At 62.4% G+C, this 14,549-nt stretch carries 16 protein-coding genes; 7 read left to right on the top strand and 9 right to left on the bottom strand.

What is annotated here, in order from left to right; genetic code table 11:
- Nucleotide 1: 1 nt before the first annotated feature.
- The 5 genes from ACERHN_RS05115 to pth are packed head-to-tail and all read right to left on the bottom strand — an operon-like array spanning nt 2 to nt 4,075.
- Nucleotides 2-784, bottom strand: coding sequence for a metallophosphoesterase (locus ACERHN_RS05115; protein WP_415921574.1), 783 nt, complete (start codon nt 782-784; stop codon nt 2-4).
- A complete protein-coding gene (locus ACERHN_RS05110; RefSeq protein ID WP_415921573.1) occupies nt 781-1,152 on the bottom strand; it encodes a DUF2237 family protein in 372 nt (123 codons plus the stop codon). The genes ACERHN_RS05115 and ACERHN_RS05110 overlap by 4 nt, the downstream gene beginning before the upstream one ends.
- The gene (locus ACERHN_RS05105; RefSeq protein ID WP_415921572.1) at nt 1,152-2,324 is read right to left on the bottom strand and encodes a serine hydrolase domain-containing protein; all 1,173 of its coding nucleotides are present in this window, start codon (nt 2,322-2,324) and stop codon (nt 1,152-1,154) included. The genes ACERHN_RS05110 and ACERHN_RS05105 overlap by 1 nt, the downstream gene beginning before the upstream one ends.
- A 30-nt stretch (nt 2,325-2,354) precedes the next feature.
- Nucleotides 2,355-3,404, bottom strand: coding sequence for a DUF2332 domain-containing protein (locus tag ACERHN_RS05100; RefSeq protein ID WP_415921571.1), 1,050 nt, complete (start codon nt 3,402-3,404; stop codon nt 2,355-2,357).
- Nucleotides 3,401-4,075: an aminoacyl-tRNA hydrolase gene (pth, locus tag ACERHN_RS05095; RefSeq protein ID WP_415921570.1), complete on the bottom strand. Its 675-nt coding sequence runs from the start codon at nt 4,073-4,075 to the stop codon at nt 3,401-3,403. The genes ACERHN_RS05100 and pth overlap by 4 nt, the downstream gene beginning before the upstream one ends.
- Before the next feature lie 131 nt (nt 4,076-4,206).
- Here pth and ACERHN_RS05090 point away from each other — a divergent pair, with 131 nt between their 5' ends.
- Nucleotides 4,207-4,974: a putative nucleotide-diphospho-sugar transferase gene (locus tag ACERHN_RS05090; protein WP_415921569.1), complete on the top strand. Its 768-nt coding sequence runs from the start codon at nt 4,207-4,209 to the stop codon at nt 4,972-4,974.
- Between the two features lie 53 nt (nt 4,975-5,027).
- Here ACERHN_RS05090 and ACERHN_RS05085 read toward each other — a convergent pair whose 3' ends face one another.
- Nucleotides 5,028-5,666: a 50S ribosomal protein L25/general stress protein Ctc gene (locus tag ACERHN_RS05085; RefSeq protein WP_415921568.1), complete on the bottom strand. Its 639-nt coding sequence runs from the start codon at nt 5,664-5,666 to the stop codon at nt 5,028-5,030.
- 147 nt (nt 5,667-5,813) lie between these two features.
- On the opposite strand from ACERHN_RS05085, the gene ACERHN_RS05080 reads away from it, so the two are divergent.
- Nucleotides 5,814-6,983 carry an MFS transporter gene (locus ACERHN_RS05080; protein ID WP_415921567.1) on the top strand — a complete coding sequence of 390 codons (1,170 nt, stop codon included), beginning with the start codon at nt 5,814-5,816 and terminating at the stop codon, nt 6,981-6,983.
- A gap of 73 nt (nt 6,984-7,056) precedes the next feature.
- Here the strand turns inward: ACERHN_RS05080 and ACERHN_RS05075 are convergent, their stop codons facing one another.
- The gene (locus tag ACERHN_RS05075; protein WP_415921566.1) at nt 7,057-8,223 is read right to left on the bottom strand and encodes an L-lactate dehydrogenase; all 1,167 of its coding nucleotides are present in this window, start codon (nt 8,221-8,223) and stop codon (nt 7,057-7,059) included.
- 161 nt (nt 8,224-8,384) lie between these two features.
- Between ACERHN_RS05075 and ACERHN_RS05070 the strand changes: the two genes are divergently transcribed.
- Genes ACERHN_RS05070 through trmB form a run of 3 tightly spaced genes read left to right on the top strand, consistent with a single transcriptional unit; the run spans nt 8,385 to nt 10,713 of the window.
- A complete protein-coding gene (locus tag ACERHN_RS05070; protein ID WP_415921565.1) occupies nt 8,385-9,533 on the top strand; it encodes an Acg family FMN-binding oxidoreductase in 1,149 nt (382 codons plus the stop codon).
- On the top strand, nt 9,520-9,969 hold the full coding sequence (locus ACERHN_RS05065; protein WP_415921564.1) for a MarR family winged helix-turn-helix transcriptional regulator: 450 nt from the start codon (nt 9,520-9,522) through the stop codon (nt 9,967-9,969). The genes ACERHN_RS05070 and ACERHN_RS05065 overlap by 14 nt, the downstream gene beginning before the upstream one ends.
- A 42-nt stretch (nt 9,970-10,011) precedes the next feature.
- Nucleotides 10,012-10,713, top strand: a complete 702-nt coding sequence (gene trmB / locus ACERHN_RS05060; RefSeq protein ID WP_415921563.1) for a tRNA (guanine(46)-N(7))-methyltransferase TrmB — start codon at nt 10,012-10,014, stop codon at nt 10,711-10,713.
- A 70-nt stretch (nt 10,714-10,783) separates the two neighbouring features.
- On the opposite strand, the gene ACERHN_RS05055 is transcribed toward trmB, so the two are convergent.
- Both ACERHN_RS05055 and ACERHN_RS05050 read right to left on the bottom strand, forming a co-directional pair.
- The gene (locus ACERHN_RS05055; protein ID WP_415921562.1) at nt 10,784-11,989 is read right to left on the bottom strand and encodes a UbiH/UbiF family hydroxylase; all 1,206 of its coding nucleotides are present in this window, start codon (nt 11,987-11,989) and stop codon (nt 10,784-10,786) included.
- Nucleotides 11,990-12,052: 63 nt separating this feature from the next.
- Nucleotides 12,053-12,724 carry a pyrimidine 5'-nucleotidase gene (locus tag ACERHN_RS05050; protein ID WP_415921561.1) on the bottom strand — a complete coding sequence of 224 codons (672 nt, stop codon included), beginning with the start codon at nt 12,722-12,724 and terminating at the stop codon, nt 12,053-12,055.
- A 105-nt stretch (nt 12,725-12,829) separates the two neighbouring features.
- On the opposite strand from ACERHN_RS05050, the gene ACERHN_RS05045 reads away from it, so the two are divergent.
- Both ACERHN_RS05045 and ACERHN_RS05040 read left to right on the top strand, forming a co-directional pair.
- A complete protein-coding gene (locus ACERHN_RS05045) occupies nt 12,830-13,483 on the top strand; it encodes a GntR family transcriptional regulator (RefSeq protein ID WP_415921560.1) in 654 nt (217 codons plus the stop codon).
- A 45-nt stretch (nt 13,484-13,528) separates the two neighbouring features.
- Nucleotides 13,529-14,548, top strand: coding sequence for a hydroxyacid dehydrogenase (locus tag ACERHN_RS05040; RefSeq protein WP_415921559.1), 1,020 nt, complete (start codon nt 13,529-13,531; stop codon nt 14,546-14,548).
- Nucleotide 14,549 lies beyond the last annotated feature (1 nt).

The following is a 14,549-nucleotide window of genomic DNA, read 5'->3' as shown; positions in this document are numbered from 1 at the left end:
CTCAGCCCATCTGTCCGGTGCTGGCTTCGCAGAACTGAATGAACTGCACAGTGATCGTTTCTTCTGTCACGTCGATCACGGCATAGGATGGCGCTTCCGGCGCCATCTTGAAGCTGTCCCAATCCCAATCCGGACGGGGTGCTGGCGCCTGAAAGGCAAGTGAATTCAAACTGGTGAATGGCACACCACGCACGGACCCACAGGTGATGCGATGCACATGTCCCATGCACAGGTGACGCACGTTGCCCGCTTGGGCAATCACGTCCAAAACGCGCGCACCATCGTCCAGCATGATCTCATCCTGACGTGGCAGGCCGAGCGGCAGGGGTGGGTGATGCATGAATACGATGCAAGGGCCCGTGTCCGCAAGGGTCCGCTCCAGCCACGCAAGCCGCGCATCACAGAACGCGCCCGAATGCACACCCGGCGCATGCGTGTCTAGGCAGATGATCGCCACATCCGGCAGATCAAACCGGTACTGCGCAAAACCCGGCATGGCCTCCTTTGGCAGCGCAAAGGCGCGCAGAAACGCGGCACGGTCATCATTGTTGCCGACCATCGGATAAATGGGCAGCGCCGACGCGGCAAAGCGATCGATCAGCCCGGCATAGTCCCCTTCGATATCATCACCAACCAGATCGCCGGACACCACGATGCACGCGGCATCGGGGTAATGCGTGTTGGCGTGGGCGAGCGCTGCATCCAGCCGCACGCGCGGGTCCAGCCCATCAATCGTCCCCTCGGCCTGAAAATGCGGGTCGGACATCCAGATGAGTTTGGTCATGGCGCGGCATGCGCCTCCAGCACCTCAAGCGGGACGATCTCCAACGCGCGTATATGCGTCGCGTCCAGCGATACCTTGGGTGCGCAGCCTTCGTCATGGGCCTGCAGGAACCGCGCGGCACACAGGCACCAACGGTCGCCGGGATTGAGACCGGCAAAGCGGAATTCGGGACGCGGTGTGCTCAGGTCGTTGCCCACATATTTCGAAAACGCCAGGAACTCGGCCGTCATGATGGCGCAGACCGTATGGCTGCCCTGATCCGCGGCGCAGGTGTTACAATGGCCATCGCGGAAAAAGCCCGTAACCGGGTCCATGCCGCACAAGCTCAGCGGCTTGCCCAGGACGTTAACGCTGTCTTCCGGTTCCATCACTGCGCCTCCGCTGCGGCCACTATGGCACGCATCATCTCAATGTTGCTGGCGCCTACACCGTCGCCTCGAAATTGTCGGTCTGCAGCGGTGATCACGATCACCACCTCCGCCTGCGCATCGATGTAGAGGTACTGACCGTAAATGCCACGGCCCATCACAACGCCGTCGCGCGCGCCTACCGGGATCCACCATTGGTAGCCATAACCGATGCGCCCGGGCTGGGTCGGCGCGCTTGGCACGGTCGATTCCGCGATCCAGTCCGCAGGAACGATCTGCTCACCTTGCCACATCCCGTCTTGCAGGATCATTTGCGCAAACCTGGCGTAATCGCGTGTCGTGATGTTCAGACCGCCGAGGACAAAGGCCACCCCGACGCCGTCTGTCAGATACAGCGGCGATTGTTCCAGCCCCAGAGGCACCACCAGCTTTTCCGTCATCAGATCGGGAATGCTGCGCCCGGTGGCACCACGGGCGACCATCCCGATCACATGGGTGTCGATAGAGGTGTACTGATATGTTTCCCCCGGCGCGGCAAAGCTGTCGCGCAGGCCCGCGGCGAATGCATCCATCTTGCCACCCAGAGCAAGAACGCGGCCCATGCGATTGATATCACTGTCGTAATCCAGATAGTCCTCATCAAAGGTGACGCCGCTGGCCATTTGCAAGACGTTGCGGATCGTTGCTTGATCATAGGCGCCGCCAGACAGCGACGGCGCATAGTCGGTCACCGGATCATCCAGCGATGCAATCGCGCCCTCGTCGACCAGTATGCCGAACAGCGCGGAGAGGTAGCTTTTGGCCATGGACCAGCTGATGCGGCGGTCATCCGGGCGGGTGCCCTGATAATAGGCCTCGTGCACGATGGCCCCGCCTTGCAGCACCAGGGCGGACGTCACCGTGCGGTCCGCGACCCAGTCATCATAGGCGGCGGGCATGATCAGGTCTGTGCCTTGCGGCAGGGGCGACACGGGGCCCGACCCGCGGGGCAGTTCCACGTGCAGGAACGCCGCATCCATGTTGGAAAAGTTGGCTACGATCCGCTCTTGATCGAAAAGTGTGTTTACGGCCATCAGGCGACCGATCTCTTCGCGTTTCCAAATCCCGACCACAACAGCCGCTATAATCAACAGGGCCAGCAGGCGAACCGCCCATTTCAACACTTTGCGCACGTGCTATCCCCTCATTGCGGACGATTGTCCTCAGACGTCGGTTGGCCCAGACCACGTGATCCAGCGGCCATGAAAATCGGCGCGCCCGAGGTGCAGAGTGATGTCACCCGGCCACAGCCGCAAGGTCAACGCGGCACCAACGGCTCCGGTTGTGTCGCCATCGGTCTCCATCTGCATCCAACCCAGGGGGCTATCGGGTGTCGCTCGTGCGCCTGCCGCCTCAATAAGGGCGGTGCCCCGCGCCTGCGCGGCGTCGGGGAAGTATTGCCACGCAACCGTGTGCTGGATCAGGTGCATCTGTCCGGCCGGTTGCGCATCAAGCCGCGTTTCAAGCCAGTCAATGGCGTCGCCTTGCGCCACGTGGCCAGACATCACGGTTGCGGCCGCGCGGGTGCGCGCCAGCCGGTCGGGTTGGTCGGGCCAAAGATAGGACGTGAGCCGTAACAGATCATCAGGATCGCGCGGATTCAACGGGTTAAGGTCCACACCTGACCTATCCACGACATTGGGTCGGACGTCGGGAAGCGCGTTCCCGGTCCACTGGGGCGTCAGTGTCACAACGGCGTCCGCGGGACCAAACCGGCCCGCCCCCGTTTCCAGCGCAAAGTGATCCCACATAAGGTTCAGCCCGCCGCTTGCCCCCAATTCCGACAGCATGATCGGTCTGTCGAAATAGGCGAGTGCTGTGTGCGCCATGGCAATCAGGGCCGCGCTGCGCCGCACCTCGTTGGTTTGCGGCGGCAGATCGGTCCACGCCAGCAAGCAGTCTTCATGCGTGCGCAATGCGCCCAGAATGGCGTCGCGCAACACGGCGTCTGTCACAGTGTTCGGCGGGTACGCCGCCTTTAACGTGGGGTCCTGATCCCGCAGGACCAGCGCATGCAGACCACCGGCGATACGCAGGGGCAATGAATGTCCCGCCGGCCCGATATCCCCCTGATAGGTCGCCATCTTTTGGCCCAGCCGGGTGTTTGGGTCCCATGTCTCGGCGAGAATGCTCAGGATCCGCCCCATCAACGGCGATCCCATACGCGTACAGGTGCCGGATTGATCCTGAAAGGCGCGAATGATGTCAGTCATGAAAACCGGTCCATCAGCTTTTGCAGAGGTGAGCGCGTATCTGCTTCCGGCTCAGGCTTGGGCGCTGTGGGCTTTGGCGTTTTGTCACCTGTACCCGAGCGGGGCGGGTTCACGCGCAGGGCAACGGCGTTCATGAACTTGGCCGGGTCGCCCGCGGCCAGGTGCGGCGCGCCGTCTCCGCAGCCCCGGACCACGTCGTCCAACCAGCCCTGATCCGCCTTGGGAAAATCCCGCAGAACATAGCCCGGCACCGCATCCTTGTGGCCGGGATGACCGACACCAAGGCGCACACGCCCATATTCCGCCCCGATATGCGCATGTATGGACCGCAGCCCGTTGTGCCCCGCATGCCCACCGCCCGCTTTCCACCGGACCTTGCCGGGGGCAAGGTCGATTTCGTCGTGAAAGACGATGACATCTTCGGGCGTTAGCTTGTGAAACCGCATCGCGGCCCCAACGCTGTCGCCGGATTTGTTCATGTACGTCTCCGGCTTGAGCAGTACGGCGCGCGTGCTGCCAAAGCGGCCTTCGGAGACGACGCCTTGATGCTTGGATTTCCAGGCCGGAAACCCGTGATCCGCCGCAATCTGGTCCAGGACCATGAACCCGATATTGTGCCGGTTGCGCGCATATTTCGGGCCCGGGTTTCCCAGTCCAACGATAAGTTTCATAGGCCCCTCCATATCGCGGCGCAGCATAGTGGCAGTGCAGACGCGGGTCCAGCAGGGGACCTCACCCTTGGATACACCGGTCCGCGCTGATGGGCCTGCGGACAGTGTTACGAGAAAGGGCAGAACACACCATGACATCGCCTAAGGTTTGCGTCGCCACCACGTTCGACACCGGCTTCTCAGACGTAGGCGCGTTCGCCGTGGCGTCGATTGAGCTTCATGCTGCGCGTTGGGGGTTCGATACCTATGTCGACGGTGCGGCTACCTACGAACGCCCGATGCCTTGGCACCGGGTCAAGTTAATCCCTGAGCTGTTCGCGCAAGGGTATGATTTCGTTCTATGGGTCGATTCTGATGCTGTGATCGTCGACGGGTTGGTCAACATTGTCGATAAAGTCGAACCGGGCAAAGACCTCTACCTGGTGGAACACGACATTGATTTTTCAGGTTCGAAAGTGCCCAACACCGGCGTAATGCTGCTGCGCAACTGTCCATGGACGGTGAGCTTTCTTGATGCGATTTGGCAAATGGAAGATCTGCTGGATCACGGATGGTGGGACAACGCCGCAGCCATACGGTATTTCGGTTACTTAAACCTGCTGGGCGAAGGGCCGTATGCGCCTGACCCGGAGGTCATGTCACACATAAAATTTCTCGAAGAATGCTGGAACTTTATCCCACAATTTTCGCCACTCGGTTCGGCCTACATCCACCATCTGCCAGCCAAATCGCGGACGGAACGGCGACAGCAAATGCCGCTGATGCTCATGCAAAACCTGGAAAACCACCTGAATGCGCACCCTGTGGTACCACTCAAGCGCAAGAGCCGATTGTCAAAATGGTGGCGGCGGCGGAAAGCGAAGGGGACCCGTGCGTTGCAACGCAATGCGCAGAAATGAAAAAAGGCCGCCCCATCTGAGGCGGCCTTGTCTCAAGCACATACGTGCGTTCTTTATTCAGTGGCTTCCACTGCGTCTTCTTCACCTTCTTCGCCCGCCTCTTCGTTGTCAGCCGAACGCAGACCCGACGGCGCCGAGATCGTCGCGATAACGAAATCACGGTCGATGGTCGGTTTCGCACCAGAGGGCAGGGTTACCGAAGAGATCGTGATGCTGTCGCCCACTTCCGCTTCGGAAACGTCGATGGTGATGCTTTCGGGGATATCGCCCGCGGTCACGACCAGTTCGACCTCAGGACGCACAAGGCTCAGCACGCCGCCCTTTTTCAGGCCGGGGGACACTTCTTCGCCGGTCACTTCGACACCGATGAACAGGTTGATCTTGGTTGTGCGGCGCAGACGCATAAAGTCCACATGCGTGGGCAGGTCCTTGACCACATCGCGCTGCACGTCGCGGCAGATCACGCGCACGTCGTCGTGGCCGTCCACTTTCATGTTGAACAGCGTGGACTTGAACCGCCCGGCCTTCAGCATCTTGAACAGCTTGTTGAACGGAATGTTGATCGGCAGCGGGTCCGTGTCGCCACCAAAAACAATCCCCGGAACCATACCGGCACGACGTGCCTGACGAGCGGCGCCCTTGCCTGTCCCCGTCCGTTCCAGAGCTTCGAGATCAGGAATCTCACCAGCCATGATATTTCTCCAAATGTAAGGGCAGGGTGCCTCCAAGGCTGTCACCCCGCGTGAAGGCGCCCACATAGACCGGATATGCACATTTGAAAAGGCCCTTTTGCACCCTGGGGACTGGACCATGCGCGCGCTGCGTGTCACCGCTGTGGCATGAGACTTCTGGATGATCTGCATGCCTCGCGACGGGCGCTGGCCGGGTTCGTGGTGATCGGCTTTGGCTGGGCCTGTTTTTCGGCGCAAATGCCGGTGATCAAGGATCAGGTCGGCGTGGGGGATGGACGCTGGGGTACGCTGGTGCTGGTCGGGTCCATCGGGGCCGTGATGGCAATGTGGTTGGCACCGCTGGTCTACCGGCTGCTGGGCGTCTGGGCGCTCTTGGCCGGGGTGATCATGATGATCGTGGGCTTTGTGCTGACCGGGGCATCACAGGGGCAGGTGATGGTCGGCATGGCGCTGTTTCTGGCCGCAGGCGGGTCCGGCGTGGCCGATGTACTCGCCAATGCCGAAGTCAGCGAGGCCGAGGCCGAGACCGGGCGCAGCCTGATGAACCTAAACCACGGGATGTTCTCCGTTGCCTATGCGGCGGCGGCCTTTGTCGTGGGCTGGGCGCGGGAGGCCGGGTTTGGGCCTGTACCGATTTTTGGCGGCATGGCGGTAGCCATCATGCTTTTGATGTTCTGGATGCGCCTGCCGGACCGCACCGTGCTCGAAGAGGAGGGCGTGACGGATGTCTCCGGCATGCCCTACGCGCTCGTCTGGGTGGGCGGTCTGGTCGTGCTGGCCGCATTCCTGAGCGAGGCCGCCTCCGAAGGGTGGTCAGCGCTCCATGTCGAACGCACTCTGGGTGGCAGTCCGGGGCAAGGCGCCAACGGTCCGGCCCTGCTGGCGCTCGGCATGGCCATCGGGCGGCTCGGCGCGCATGTGTTTGGCGCAAACTGGCCCCCGGTGCGGGTCATGATCCTTGCGTCCGTCCTTGCCGGCCTGGGCCTGACGCTGGCCGGCTTTGCCCCGTCCATTACGGTTGCTTACGTGGGCTTTCTGCTCGGCGGTCTCGGCTCTTCGGTGGTGGGGCCGCTTGCTCTTGGCCTCGTGGGGCAGGCCGTGCCAAAGCGCTACCGTCTGGCTGCGATCAGCCAGGCCGCCGCCCTGGGCTATGCCGCTTTCTTCCTCGGTCCGGTCATCATGGGTTTTGTCGCCGAATGGTACGGCCTGCGCGTGTCGTTCTACGTTGTGGGCGCCATAATGCTCACCGTCGCGGCACTCCTTGTACCGCTTTGGGCGCGCATGTTGGCGGGCCGCCACTCTGCTTCTTCTGGCTGAAAATACCACGGGGGGTCCGGGGGGCAGCGCCCCCCGGCCTGTCGGCGCGGCAACGCCGCGGCGAAACTGCTCCTCAATTCTGCCAACGGCCTCCAAAATCCTCTGGAACCAAAACATTGTGCCGACCCAGATCCGACACCTGCGTCTCACCACACAGCGCCATGGTCGTGTCCAGTTCCTTGTGGATCACCTCGAGCGCCGCGGTCACGCCCTTCTGCCCCATCGCACCAAGCCCGTAGACAAATGCACGCCCGATATACGTCCCCTTCGCTCCAAGGCTCAGCGCCTTGAGCACGTCCTGACCTGAGCGGATACCGCTGTCCAGATGCACCTCCACCTGATCGCCAACCGCATCCATGATCTCGGGCAACATACGGATTGAACTCAGCGCGCCATCAAGTTGCCGCCCGCCATGGTTCGACACCACAATCGCATCCGCCCCGACCTTGGCCGCCATCCGAGCATCCTCGGCGTCCAGAATGCCTTTCAGGATCACCGTGCCGCCCCACAGATCCATCAGCTTTTCGACTTTTTTCCAGTCAAGCGCCGGGTCGAATTGCTCTGCCGTCCATGCACCAAGCGAGGACGCATCCGAAATCCCCTCCACATGGCCCACGATGTTGCCAAATTCACGCCGCTTGGCCGACAGCATCTCGATGCCCCAGGCCCATTTGGTCATCAGGTTCGCAATGGTCTTTGGCGTCAGCTTGGGCGGGGCCGACAGGCCGTTCTTCAGATCCTTGTGCCGCTGCCCGAGGATCTGGAGATCCAGCGTTATCACCAACGCCGAACATCCGGCCGCCTTGGCTCGTTCGATCAGGCGGCGCACGTAATCCTCGTCCTTCATCGTATACAGCTGGAACCAGAACGGCGCAGACGTGTGTCCTGCCACGTCCTCGATCGAGTTGATTGACATGGTCGACAATGTGAACGGCACCCCGAACAGCTCTGCCGCCCGCGCCGCCTTCATTTCCCCATCGGCGTGCTGCATGCCCGTCAGCCCCACCGGAGCCAGCGCCACCGGCATCGCCACGTCCTGCCCCACCATCTGGCTTGCCGTGCTGCGCCCGGACATGTCGACAGCCACGCGCTGACGCAACCGGATGTCATCGAAATCCGAGGAATTGTCGCGAAAGGTCTGCTCCGTCCAGCTGCCGGATTCGCAATAATCGTAGAACATGCGTGGGACACGCCGTTCATAGATGCGTTTGAGATCGTCGATATTGGTGATCACGGCCATGTTTAACCCTCGTATTGGTAAGGTTTAGTTACCAATAAGCGCATTTCAGGGCAATGCACCAATTCATCACGACAAAAAAGTACGATTTGGTACTTTCATAGTGCAACTTCGGACTATATACGTTCTTATAGTACGAAATCGCACCTTATGGAGAAGACGCAATGTCCCTGTCCCGACGCAAAACACTCGCCCTTATCGGTGGCGGTACGATCCTCGCTGCCAGTGGCGCCGCAGCTCTCGCTGTCACGCGCGGCCCACAGACCGCGCTGCTGCCGTGGCAGACCGCCGGATCATATGTCGATCCTCGGATGCGCGCGCTCAGCTATGCGATCCTCGCGCCCAATCCGCACAACCGGCAGCCCTGGCGCGTTGATCTGCGCCGCGCAGGCGAAGTGACCCTTTTCGTCGATACCGACCGGCTGTTGCCGCATACCGACCCGTTCAACCGGCAGATCGTTATCGGTTTGGGCTGTTTTCTGGAACTGATGGTCATGGCCGCGGCGCAAGACGGCTATGGGGTTGAACTGGAGCTTTTCCCCGACGGCTCGGATGCCACCGCGCTGGACGAACGGCGTGTTGCCGTCGCCCGGTTCGTGCAAGGGGCGGCATCACCCGATCCGCTGTTTGCGCATGTGATGGCGCGCCGCTCGCTCAAGGAACCCTATGACATCACCCGCCCAGTCGACCCGGCAACACTGAACACGGTCCTCGCATCCGCACAGCGCACACAGGTCGCAGGCTCCGTCGATCCGGACGATATCGCGGCTTTCCGCATGATCTCCCACGACGCCTTGCGGATCGAGATCGAGACACACCGCACTTACAAGGAAAGTGTTGACCTCTTTCGCATCGGCAGCCGCGAAGTGGATGCAAACCCGGATGGGATCGACTTTACTGGCCCCATGTTCGAAGCCATGGCGCTTACGGGTATGTTCTCGCGCGATGCGGCGCTCGACCGCAATTCCATGGCCTATACCGAAGGGCTGAACGCGGTCTTTGAAAACACCGACACTGCGATGGGACATCTGTGGCAGGTGACGCCCGGCAACACGCGCGCCGATCAGATCGCCGCCGGGCGCGACTGGCTGCGCCTGAACCTAGCGACAACGGCCGCCGGCCTCGGGATGCAACCGCTCAGTCAGGGATTGCAGGAATATCCCGAGATGTCCGATATCTATGCTCAATTGCATGGCCGTCTGGCGCCCGCGGGCGGAACTGTGCAAATGTTTGCACGGATTGGCTATGGCCCGGAGGTGGGGCAAAGCCCGCGTTGGCCTCTGGATGCAAAGATTGTGAATGCCGAAACCTGACCCTGCCGTTTTCTTCGAGGTCTTCAACGAGATCGGGATCATCGAACAGCTCAGCCGCGCCATTCTCGAGGCGCGGCTGCCAGACGGGCTGATTGCGCCGCATTTTGCGGTGCTCAACCACCTCACCCGCGTGGGGGACGGGCGCACGCCCATTCTTATGGCGCGCGCTTTTCAGGTGCCCAAGACGTCCATGACCCATACGATCAAGGGGCTTGAGGCGCACGGCCTTGTCGAAACCCGCGCCAATCCAGAGGACGGGCGGTCAAAATGCGTGTGGCTGACCGATGCCGGGCGTCAGGTCCGCCAAGAGGTCATCGCCGGGCTCGCCCCTGACTTTGCAGAACTGGCGACAGGCTTTGACATGGACCGGCTGGCCTCCATCAAGCCGGTCCTGACGGATCTGCGCATCTATCTCGACCGCGCCCGCGACAGCTAACGCCGTTGCACCGCCGCGCCGCGCACGCTAAAGCCCGCCGCCATGAGCACCCGACCACACCGCAACTTCTATGGCCGTCTCAAGGGCAAACCCCTCAAAGACAGCCAAAAACGCTATATCGACGAAGATCTGGCGTCCCTGTCGCCGGGCCCGGTCAGCTGGGACGACAACCCCGATCGCACCGCCTTGGATTTGCCGGCTCTCTTCGGCAGCCGTGCCGTGTGGCTGGAGGTCGGGTTTGGCGGTGGTGAGCATATGGTGCACCAGGCCGTCGCAAACCCCGACGTCGGTATCATCGGGGCCGAACCCTATATCAATGGCGTGGCGATGCTCTTGGGCAAAATCCGGCGCGCCGGTGCCGACAACCTCGCCGTTCATCCCGGCGATGCGCGCGACCTGATGGACGTGCTGCCCGAGGCCAGCATTTCAAAGGCCTTCCTGCTCTATCCTGATCCCTGGCCCAAGGCGCGCCATCACCGCCGCCGATTTGTCACGCCTGAACATCTCGAACCGCTGGCGCGTGTCCTGAAACCCGGCGCTGAATTTCGCGTTGCAACAGACATCCCTGACTACGTCCGCCAAACCCTCGAAGAAGTGCCAAAGGCCGGGTTCGAATGGCGCGCCGAAGGCCCGAACGATTGGCGCACCCCATGGTCAGACTGGATTTCCACACGGTACGAGCAAAAGGCACTGCGCGAAGGTCGCACACCTCACTACCTGACCTTCCGCCGGAATGACGCCTAGGAACGGTCTGGTCCCGTCTCTGTTCCCCAAAAATCCCCCCCGGGAGGGCCGGGTGGCCAGAAGGCCGCACCTAACCCGTTCCGCGCACCCCAAGGCCAAGCTGCATCAACGTGCGCCGCACTGGCGCAATCTCATGCAATGCCCGCACGCCAAAGGCACGCGCATCCCGCATCCACGGGGCGGACGCCTGACTGGTGCGGTTCAGCATATCAATCCCTGCAACGCGCAGCGAGACATCCGCAAAACGCGCCTTGTGATATGCGTCGAGCATTGCCGCGCCGCCCAGATCACCCGTATGTTTGGCGGCCAGATCCAGTAGGGTCCGGATGTCGGCGAGGCTCATGTTCAAACCCTGTGCGCCGATCGGGGGCACCACATGGGCGGCCTCGGCCACGAGCGCGATGCGTTCGCCGCTGAACCGGTCCGCACGCTGGCTGATGATCGGCCAGATTGACCGGGGCGACACCAGCGTCAACGGACCCAGCACACCGCAGCTGCGCGTGGTCATCTCCGCCTCGAATGTCGCGATGTCCGCGTCGTAACGGTCTTGCGTCTTCGGACCATCGTCCATCCAAACGACCGCAGAGCACGGCCGGCCATCATGATCTGGCAACGGCACCAGCGTGAACGGCCCACCCGTCTGGTGCACCTCGGTCGAGATATTGTCATGCGGTTCGGGGTGGGTGACGGCAAAGGCCAGCGCCTTTTGCCCGTAACGCTTCGTGCGAACGCCGATACCAGCTGCCTGCCGCATCGGCGATGCGCGCCCGTCCGCGGCCACCACCAGTCTGGCGCGCACCCGTGTCCCATCGGACAGGCCCACACGCGCCTCTGAGGTCCGCGTCAGCAGTGACTGCGCTCCGACACCGGGCCGAAACTCCACGCTGTCCAGCGCATTCAGCCGCGCGACCAGCACTTGCCGCAACCGCCAGTTCTGGAAATTCCAGCCAAAGGGCAGGTCGGACACGTCGGATGCCCGAAACGCCTTGGCGGTGCGCGCGGTGCCGTCCGTTCCGCCCGCATCCACGATCTGCATCACCTCAAGTGCGGCACCATGCGGGGACAGGGTGTCCCAGACACCCGCCGCCTCCAGCAGATCGCGCGCCGGTTGCAACATTGCGGTTGTGCGCATGTCGGCGCCTTGCGCGTCGCGGTCGGTGATCGGCGGGGCGGGATCTACGCAAGTAACGGAATAGCCCGCCGTGCCAAAGGCCGCCGCCGCGGCAAGGCCAGCAATGCCGCCGCCGGAAATGAGAATGTCACAGGTGTCGGTCATGATCTTTTCCCTTCGCGTCATAACCTAGTCAGACTGCGCGCGCTGCCAAAGCGGCATCCTGTCCTACCCCAGGACACGCGCCAGAAACCCAGCAAGATCATCGGTGTGATGATGGATATGCGCCGCGGGCGTCGCCGATTCTGCTACATGCACCGTGCGCATGCCCATTGCGTGCGGGGCGGCAAGGTTGCGGGCATCATCTTCGAACATCGCCGCCACTGTCGGGTCAAGCTGGTCGCGGGCAAAGACCTGCGCAAAGGCGTCGTGGTCGGGCTTGGGGCGGTAACCGGCGTGCTCCACGCCATAGACCGCGTCAAACAGGCCGGACAGACCGCGCGCCGCAATCACCCGCTCTGCATAAGGCGCGCTGCCGTTTGTATAGACGATGCGCCGCCCCGGCAGCGCACTGATCAGATCGGCCAACGCAGGGTCCGGTTTCAGCGGATGCATGGAGATGTCGTGCACATCCACGAGGTACGGGTCAGGATCAATCCCGTGTTCCTGCATCAGCCCGGCCAGCGTGGTGCCATGAGTGCGCCAATAGTGATCTCGCAGCCGGTCGGCTTCGGCCTCTGGCACGCCCAGTGTCGCCATCACATAGGCCGTCATGCGCGCCTCGATCTGATCAAAAAGGCGCATATGCGGCGGATAAAGCGTGTGGTCCAGATCGAACACCCACGCCGTCACGTGGGCAAAATCCGAAGCAATGGGGCAGGCGGGATTGGTGTCTGTCATGATCCGCTGCATAGGCCCGAATGATCCACGGGGGCAACCCTCGGGGCTTGCGCGGGCGGACATCACGGGCCTAAGGTGTTCGGATTAAATGAAGAAAGACGCATCATGACCTCGCCTCGTACCGTCAACACGGATGCCTATTCCATGATCCTCGATGCGATCGACATCGGCACGTACCGTCCCGGCGACCGGCTGGTGGAAAGCGAGCTGGCCGAACGGTTCGGCGTGTCGCGCACGCCAGTGCGCGAAGCGTTGCAGCGGCTCGAGACCCAGTCGCTGCTGGCGCGTGACGGGCGCAGCCTCATCGTGGCCTCGCTTGACCACAACCAGATGTCAGAGCTTTACGTGGTGCGGCGCGAGCTGGAAGGGCTTGCAGCGAGCCTCGCTGCGCGCCACGCCACCCGTGAAGAGGTCCGTATTCTGCGCGACATGGTGCAGGAGGACGACGCGCTGGTGGATGATCCGCCCGCGCTCAGCCGCGCCAACCGACGCTTTCACAAGCAGGTGCATCTGGCCTCGCACAATCGCTATCTCGTGCAACAGCTGGACCTTGTCTACCGCACGATGGCGTTGATGGCGACGACGTCTCTCGCCGCGGTCGGGCGGGGTGAAATCGCGCAAGGCGAACACCACACCATTGTGTCCGCCATCGAGGCCAAGGATGAAGAGGCCGCGGGCAAGGCGCTGCGCGACCATATCTCGGTCGCGTTCATGACCCGTCTGAAACAGGATGCAGAGGCGCGCAAGGATGAGGCCTGAGGCAGCGTTGGGCCAGACCATTTGGCCGATGGACCTGCTGTCGCCGTGAAGCCTGTCGTCTTGTCCGCTCCGGCTCCGCGCAGCCTCGATCTGATCTTTTCAGAGGACCGGCGGGCGGTGCTTGAAGACACCTACCGGATTGTGGAGACGACGGACGACACACTCGCCGATTTGCCGTCTGACGTCCTGTCGCAGGCCCGTTACATCATCGGGCAACCGCCGCTCACCGAGCAGACACTGGCAGCGATGCCTGCGCTGCGTGCCGTTCTGAATGTGGAATCGAACCTGCTGGACAACATGCCCTATCCGCGCCTGTTTGAACGCGGCATTCATGTTCTGACGACTGGTGCAGTGTTCGCCTTGCCCGTGGCCGAGCTGGGGCTGGGGTTCGCGCTGGATCTGGCGCGGGGGATCACGGATGCGGATCTTGCTTTCCGGCAGGGGGCCGAGGCGTGGGGGGCGGACGGCAACGCGTCCGCGCGCCTGCTCAGCGGGGCAGAGGTCGGGTTGATCGGCTATGGCGATCTGGGCCGGGCGTTGCGCAAGGTGCTGACCGGGTTTCGGCCCAGGATCAGGGCGTTTGACCCATGGTTGCCGCCATCGGCCTTGCGCGAAGATGACGTTGAACCGGCATCGCTCGACACGGTTCTCGCGCAGTCGGACGTGGTCTTTGTGGTGGCGTCTGTAACGTCGGAAAACCGGCATTTCATTGATGCGGACGCGTTTGCACAGATGCGGCGTGGTGCGTCCTTTGTCCTGTTGTCGCGCGCGGAGGTGGTTGATTTCGACGCGATGCTGGCCGCCGTGGAGGCGGGCCATATCCGGGCCGCCACGGATGTGTTTCCCCACGAGCCGCTGGATCCCGACCATCCGGCGCGGCACATGCCCGGCCTGTTGCGCTCTGCCCACCGCGCGGGTGCGCTTGACAGTGCGTTCAAGCAGATGGGCGAGATGGTGTTGGAGGATATGGCGCTGATGGATCAGCGGCTCCCGCCAATGCGGTGCAAACGCGCAGAACGCGAAACGGTGCAGCGCATGCGCTCGAAACCTGTGACGCGCAACTGAT

This window comes from Tateyamaria rhodophyticola (assembly GCF_047777875.1).
Taxonomy (GTDB): Bacteria; Pseudomonadota; Alphaproteobacteria; order Rhodobacterales; family Rhodobacteraceae; genus Tateyamaria.
This window is presented reverse-complemented; position numbering and strand designations above follow the sequence as displayed.

Coding starts and splice junctions, on each gene's coding strand:
- ACERHN_RS05115 (WP_415921574.1), bottom strand. CDS start 784: ATGACCAAACTCATCTGGATGTCCGACCCGCATTTTCAGGCCGAGGGG.
- ACERHN_RS05110 (WP_415921573.1), bottom strand. CDS start 1,152: ATGGAACCGGAAGACAGCGTTAACGTCCTGGGCAAGCCGCTGAGCTTG.
- ACERHN_RS05100 (WP_415921571.1), bottom strand. CDS start 3,404: ATGACTGACATCATTCGCGCCTTTCAGGATCAATCCGGCACCTGTACG.
- pth (WP_415921570.1), bottom strand. CDS start 4,075: ATGAAACTTATCGTTGGACTGGGAAACCCGGGCCCGAAATATGCGCGC.
- ACERHN_RS05090 (WP_415921569.1), top strand. CDS start 4,207: ATGACATCGCCTAAGGTTTGCGTCGCCACCACGTTCGACACCGGCTTC.
- ACERHN_RS05085 (WP_415921568.1), bottom strand. CDS start 5,666: ATGGCTGGTGAGATTCCTGATCTCGAAGCTCTGGAACGGACGGGGACA.
- ACERHN_RS05080 (WP_415921567.1), top strand. CDS start 5,814: ATGAGACTTCTGGATGATCTGCATGCCTCGCGACGGGCGCTGGCCGGG.
- ACERHN_RS05075 (WP_415921566.1), bottom strand. CDS start 8,223: ATGGCCGTGATCACCAATATCGACGATCTCAAACGCATCTATGAACGG.
- ACERHN_RS05070 (WP_415921565.1), top strand. CDS start 8,385: ATGTCCCTGTCCCGACGCAAAACACTCGCCCTTATCGGTGGCGGTACG.
- ACERHN_RS05065 (WP_415921564.1), top strand. CDS start 9,520: ATGCCGAAACCTGACCCTGCCGTTTTCTTCGAGGTCTTCAACGAGATC.
- trmB (WP_415921563.1), top strand. CDS start 10,012: ATGAGCACCCGACCACACCGCAACTTCTATGGCCGTCTCAAGGGCAAA.
- ACERHN_RS05055 (WP_415921562.1), bottom strand. CDS start 11,989: ATGACCGACACCTGTGACATTCTCATTTCCGGCGGCGGCATTGCTGGC.
- ACERHN_RS05050 (WP_415921561.1), bottom strand. CDS start 12,724: ATGACAGACACCAATCCCGCCTGCCCCATTGCTTCGGATTTTGCCCAC.
- ACERHN_RS05045 (WP_415921560.1), top strand. CDS start 12,830: ATGACCTCGCCTCGTACCGTCAACACGGATGCCTATTCCATGATCCTC.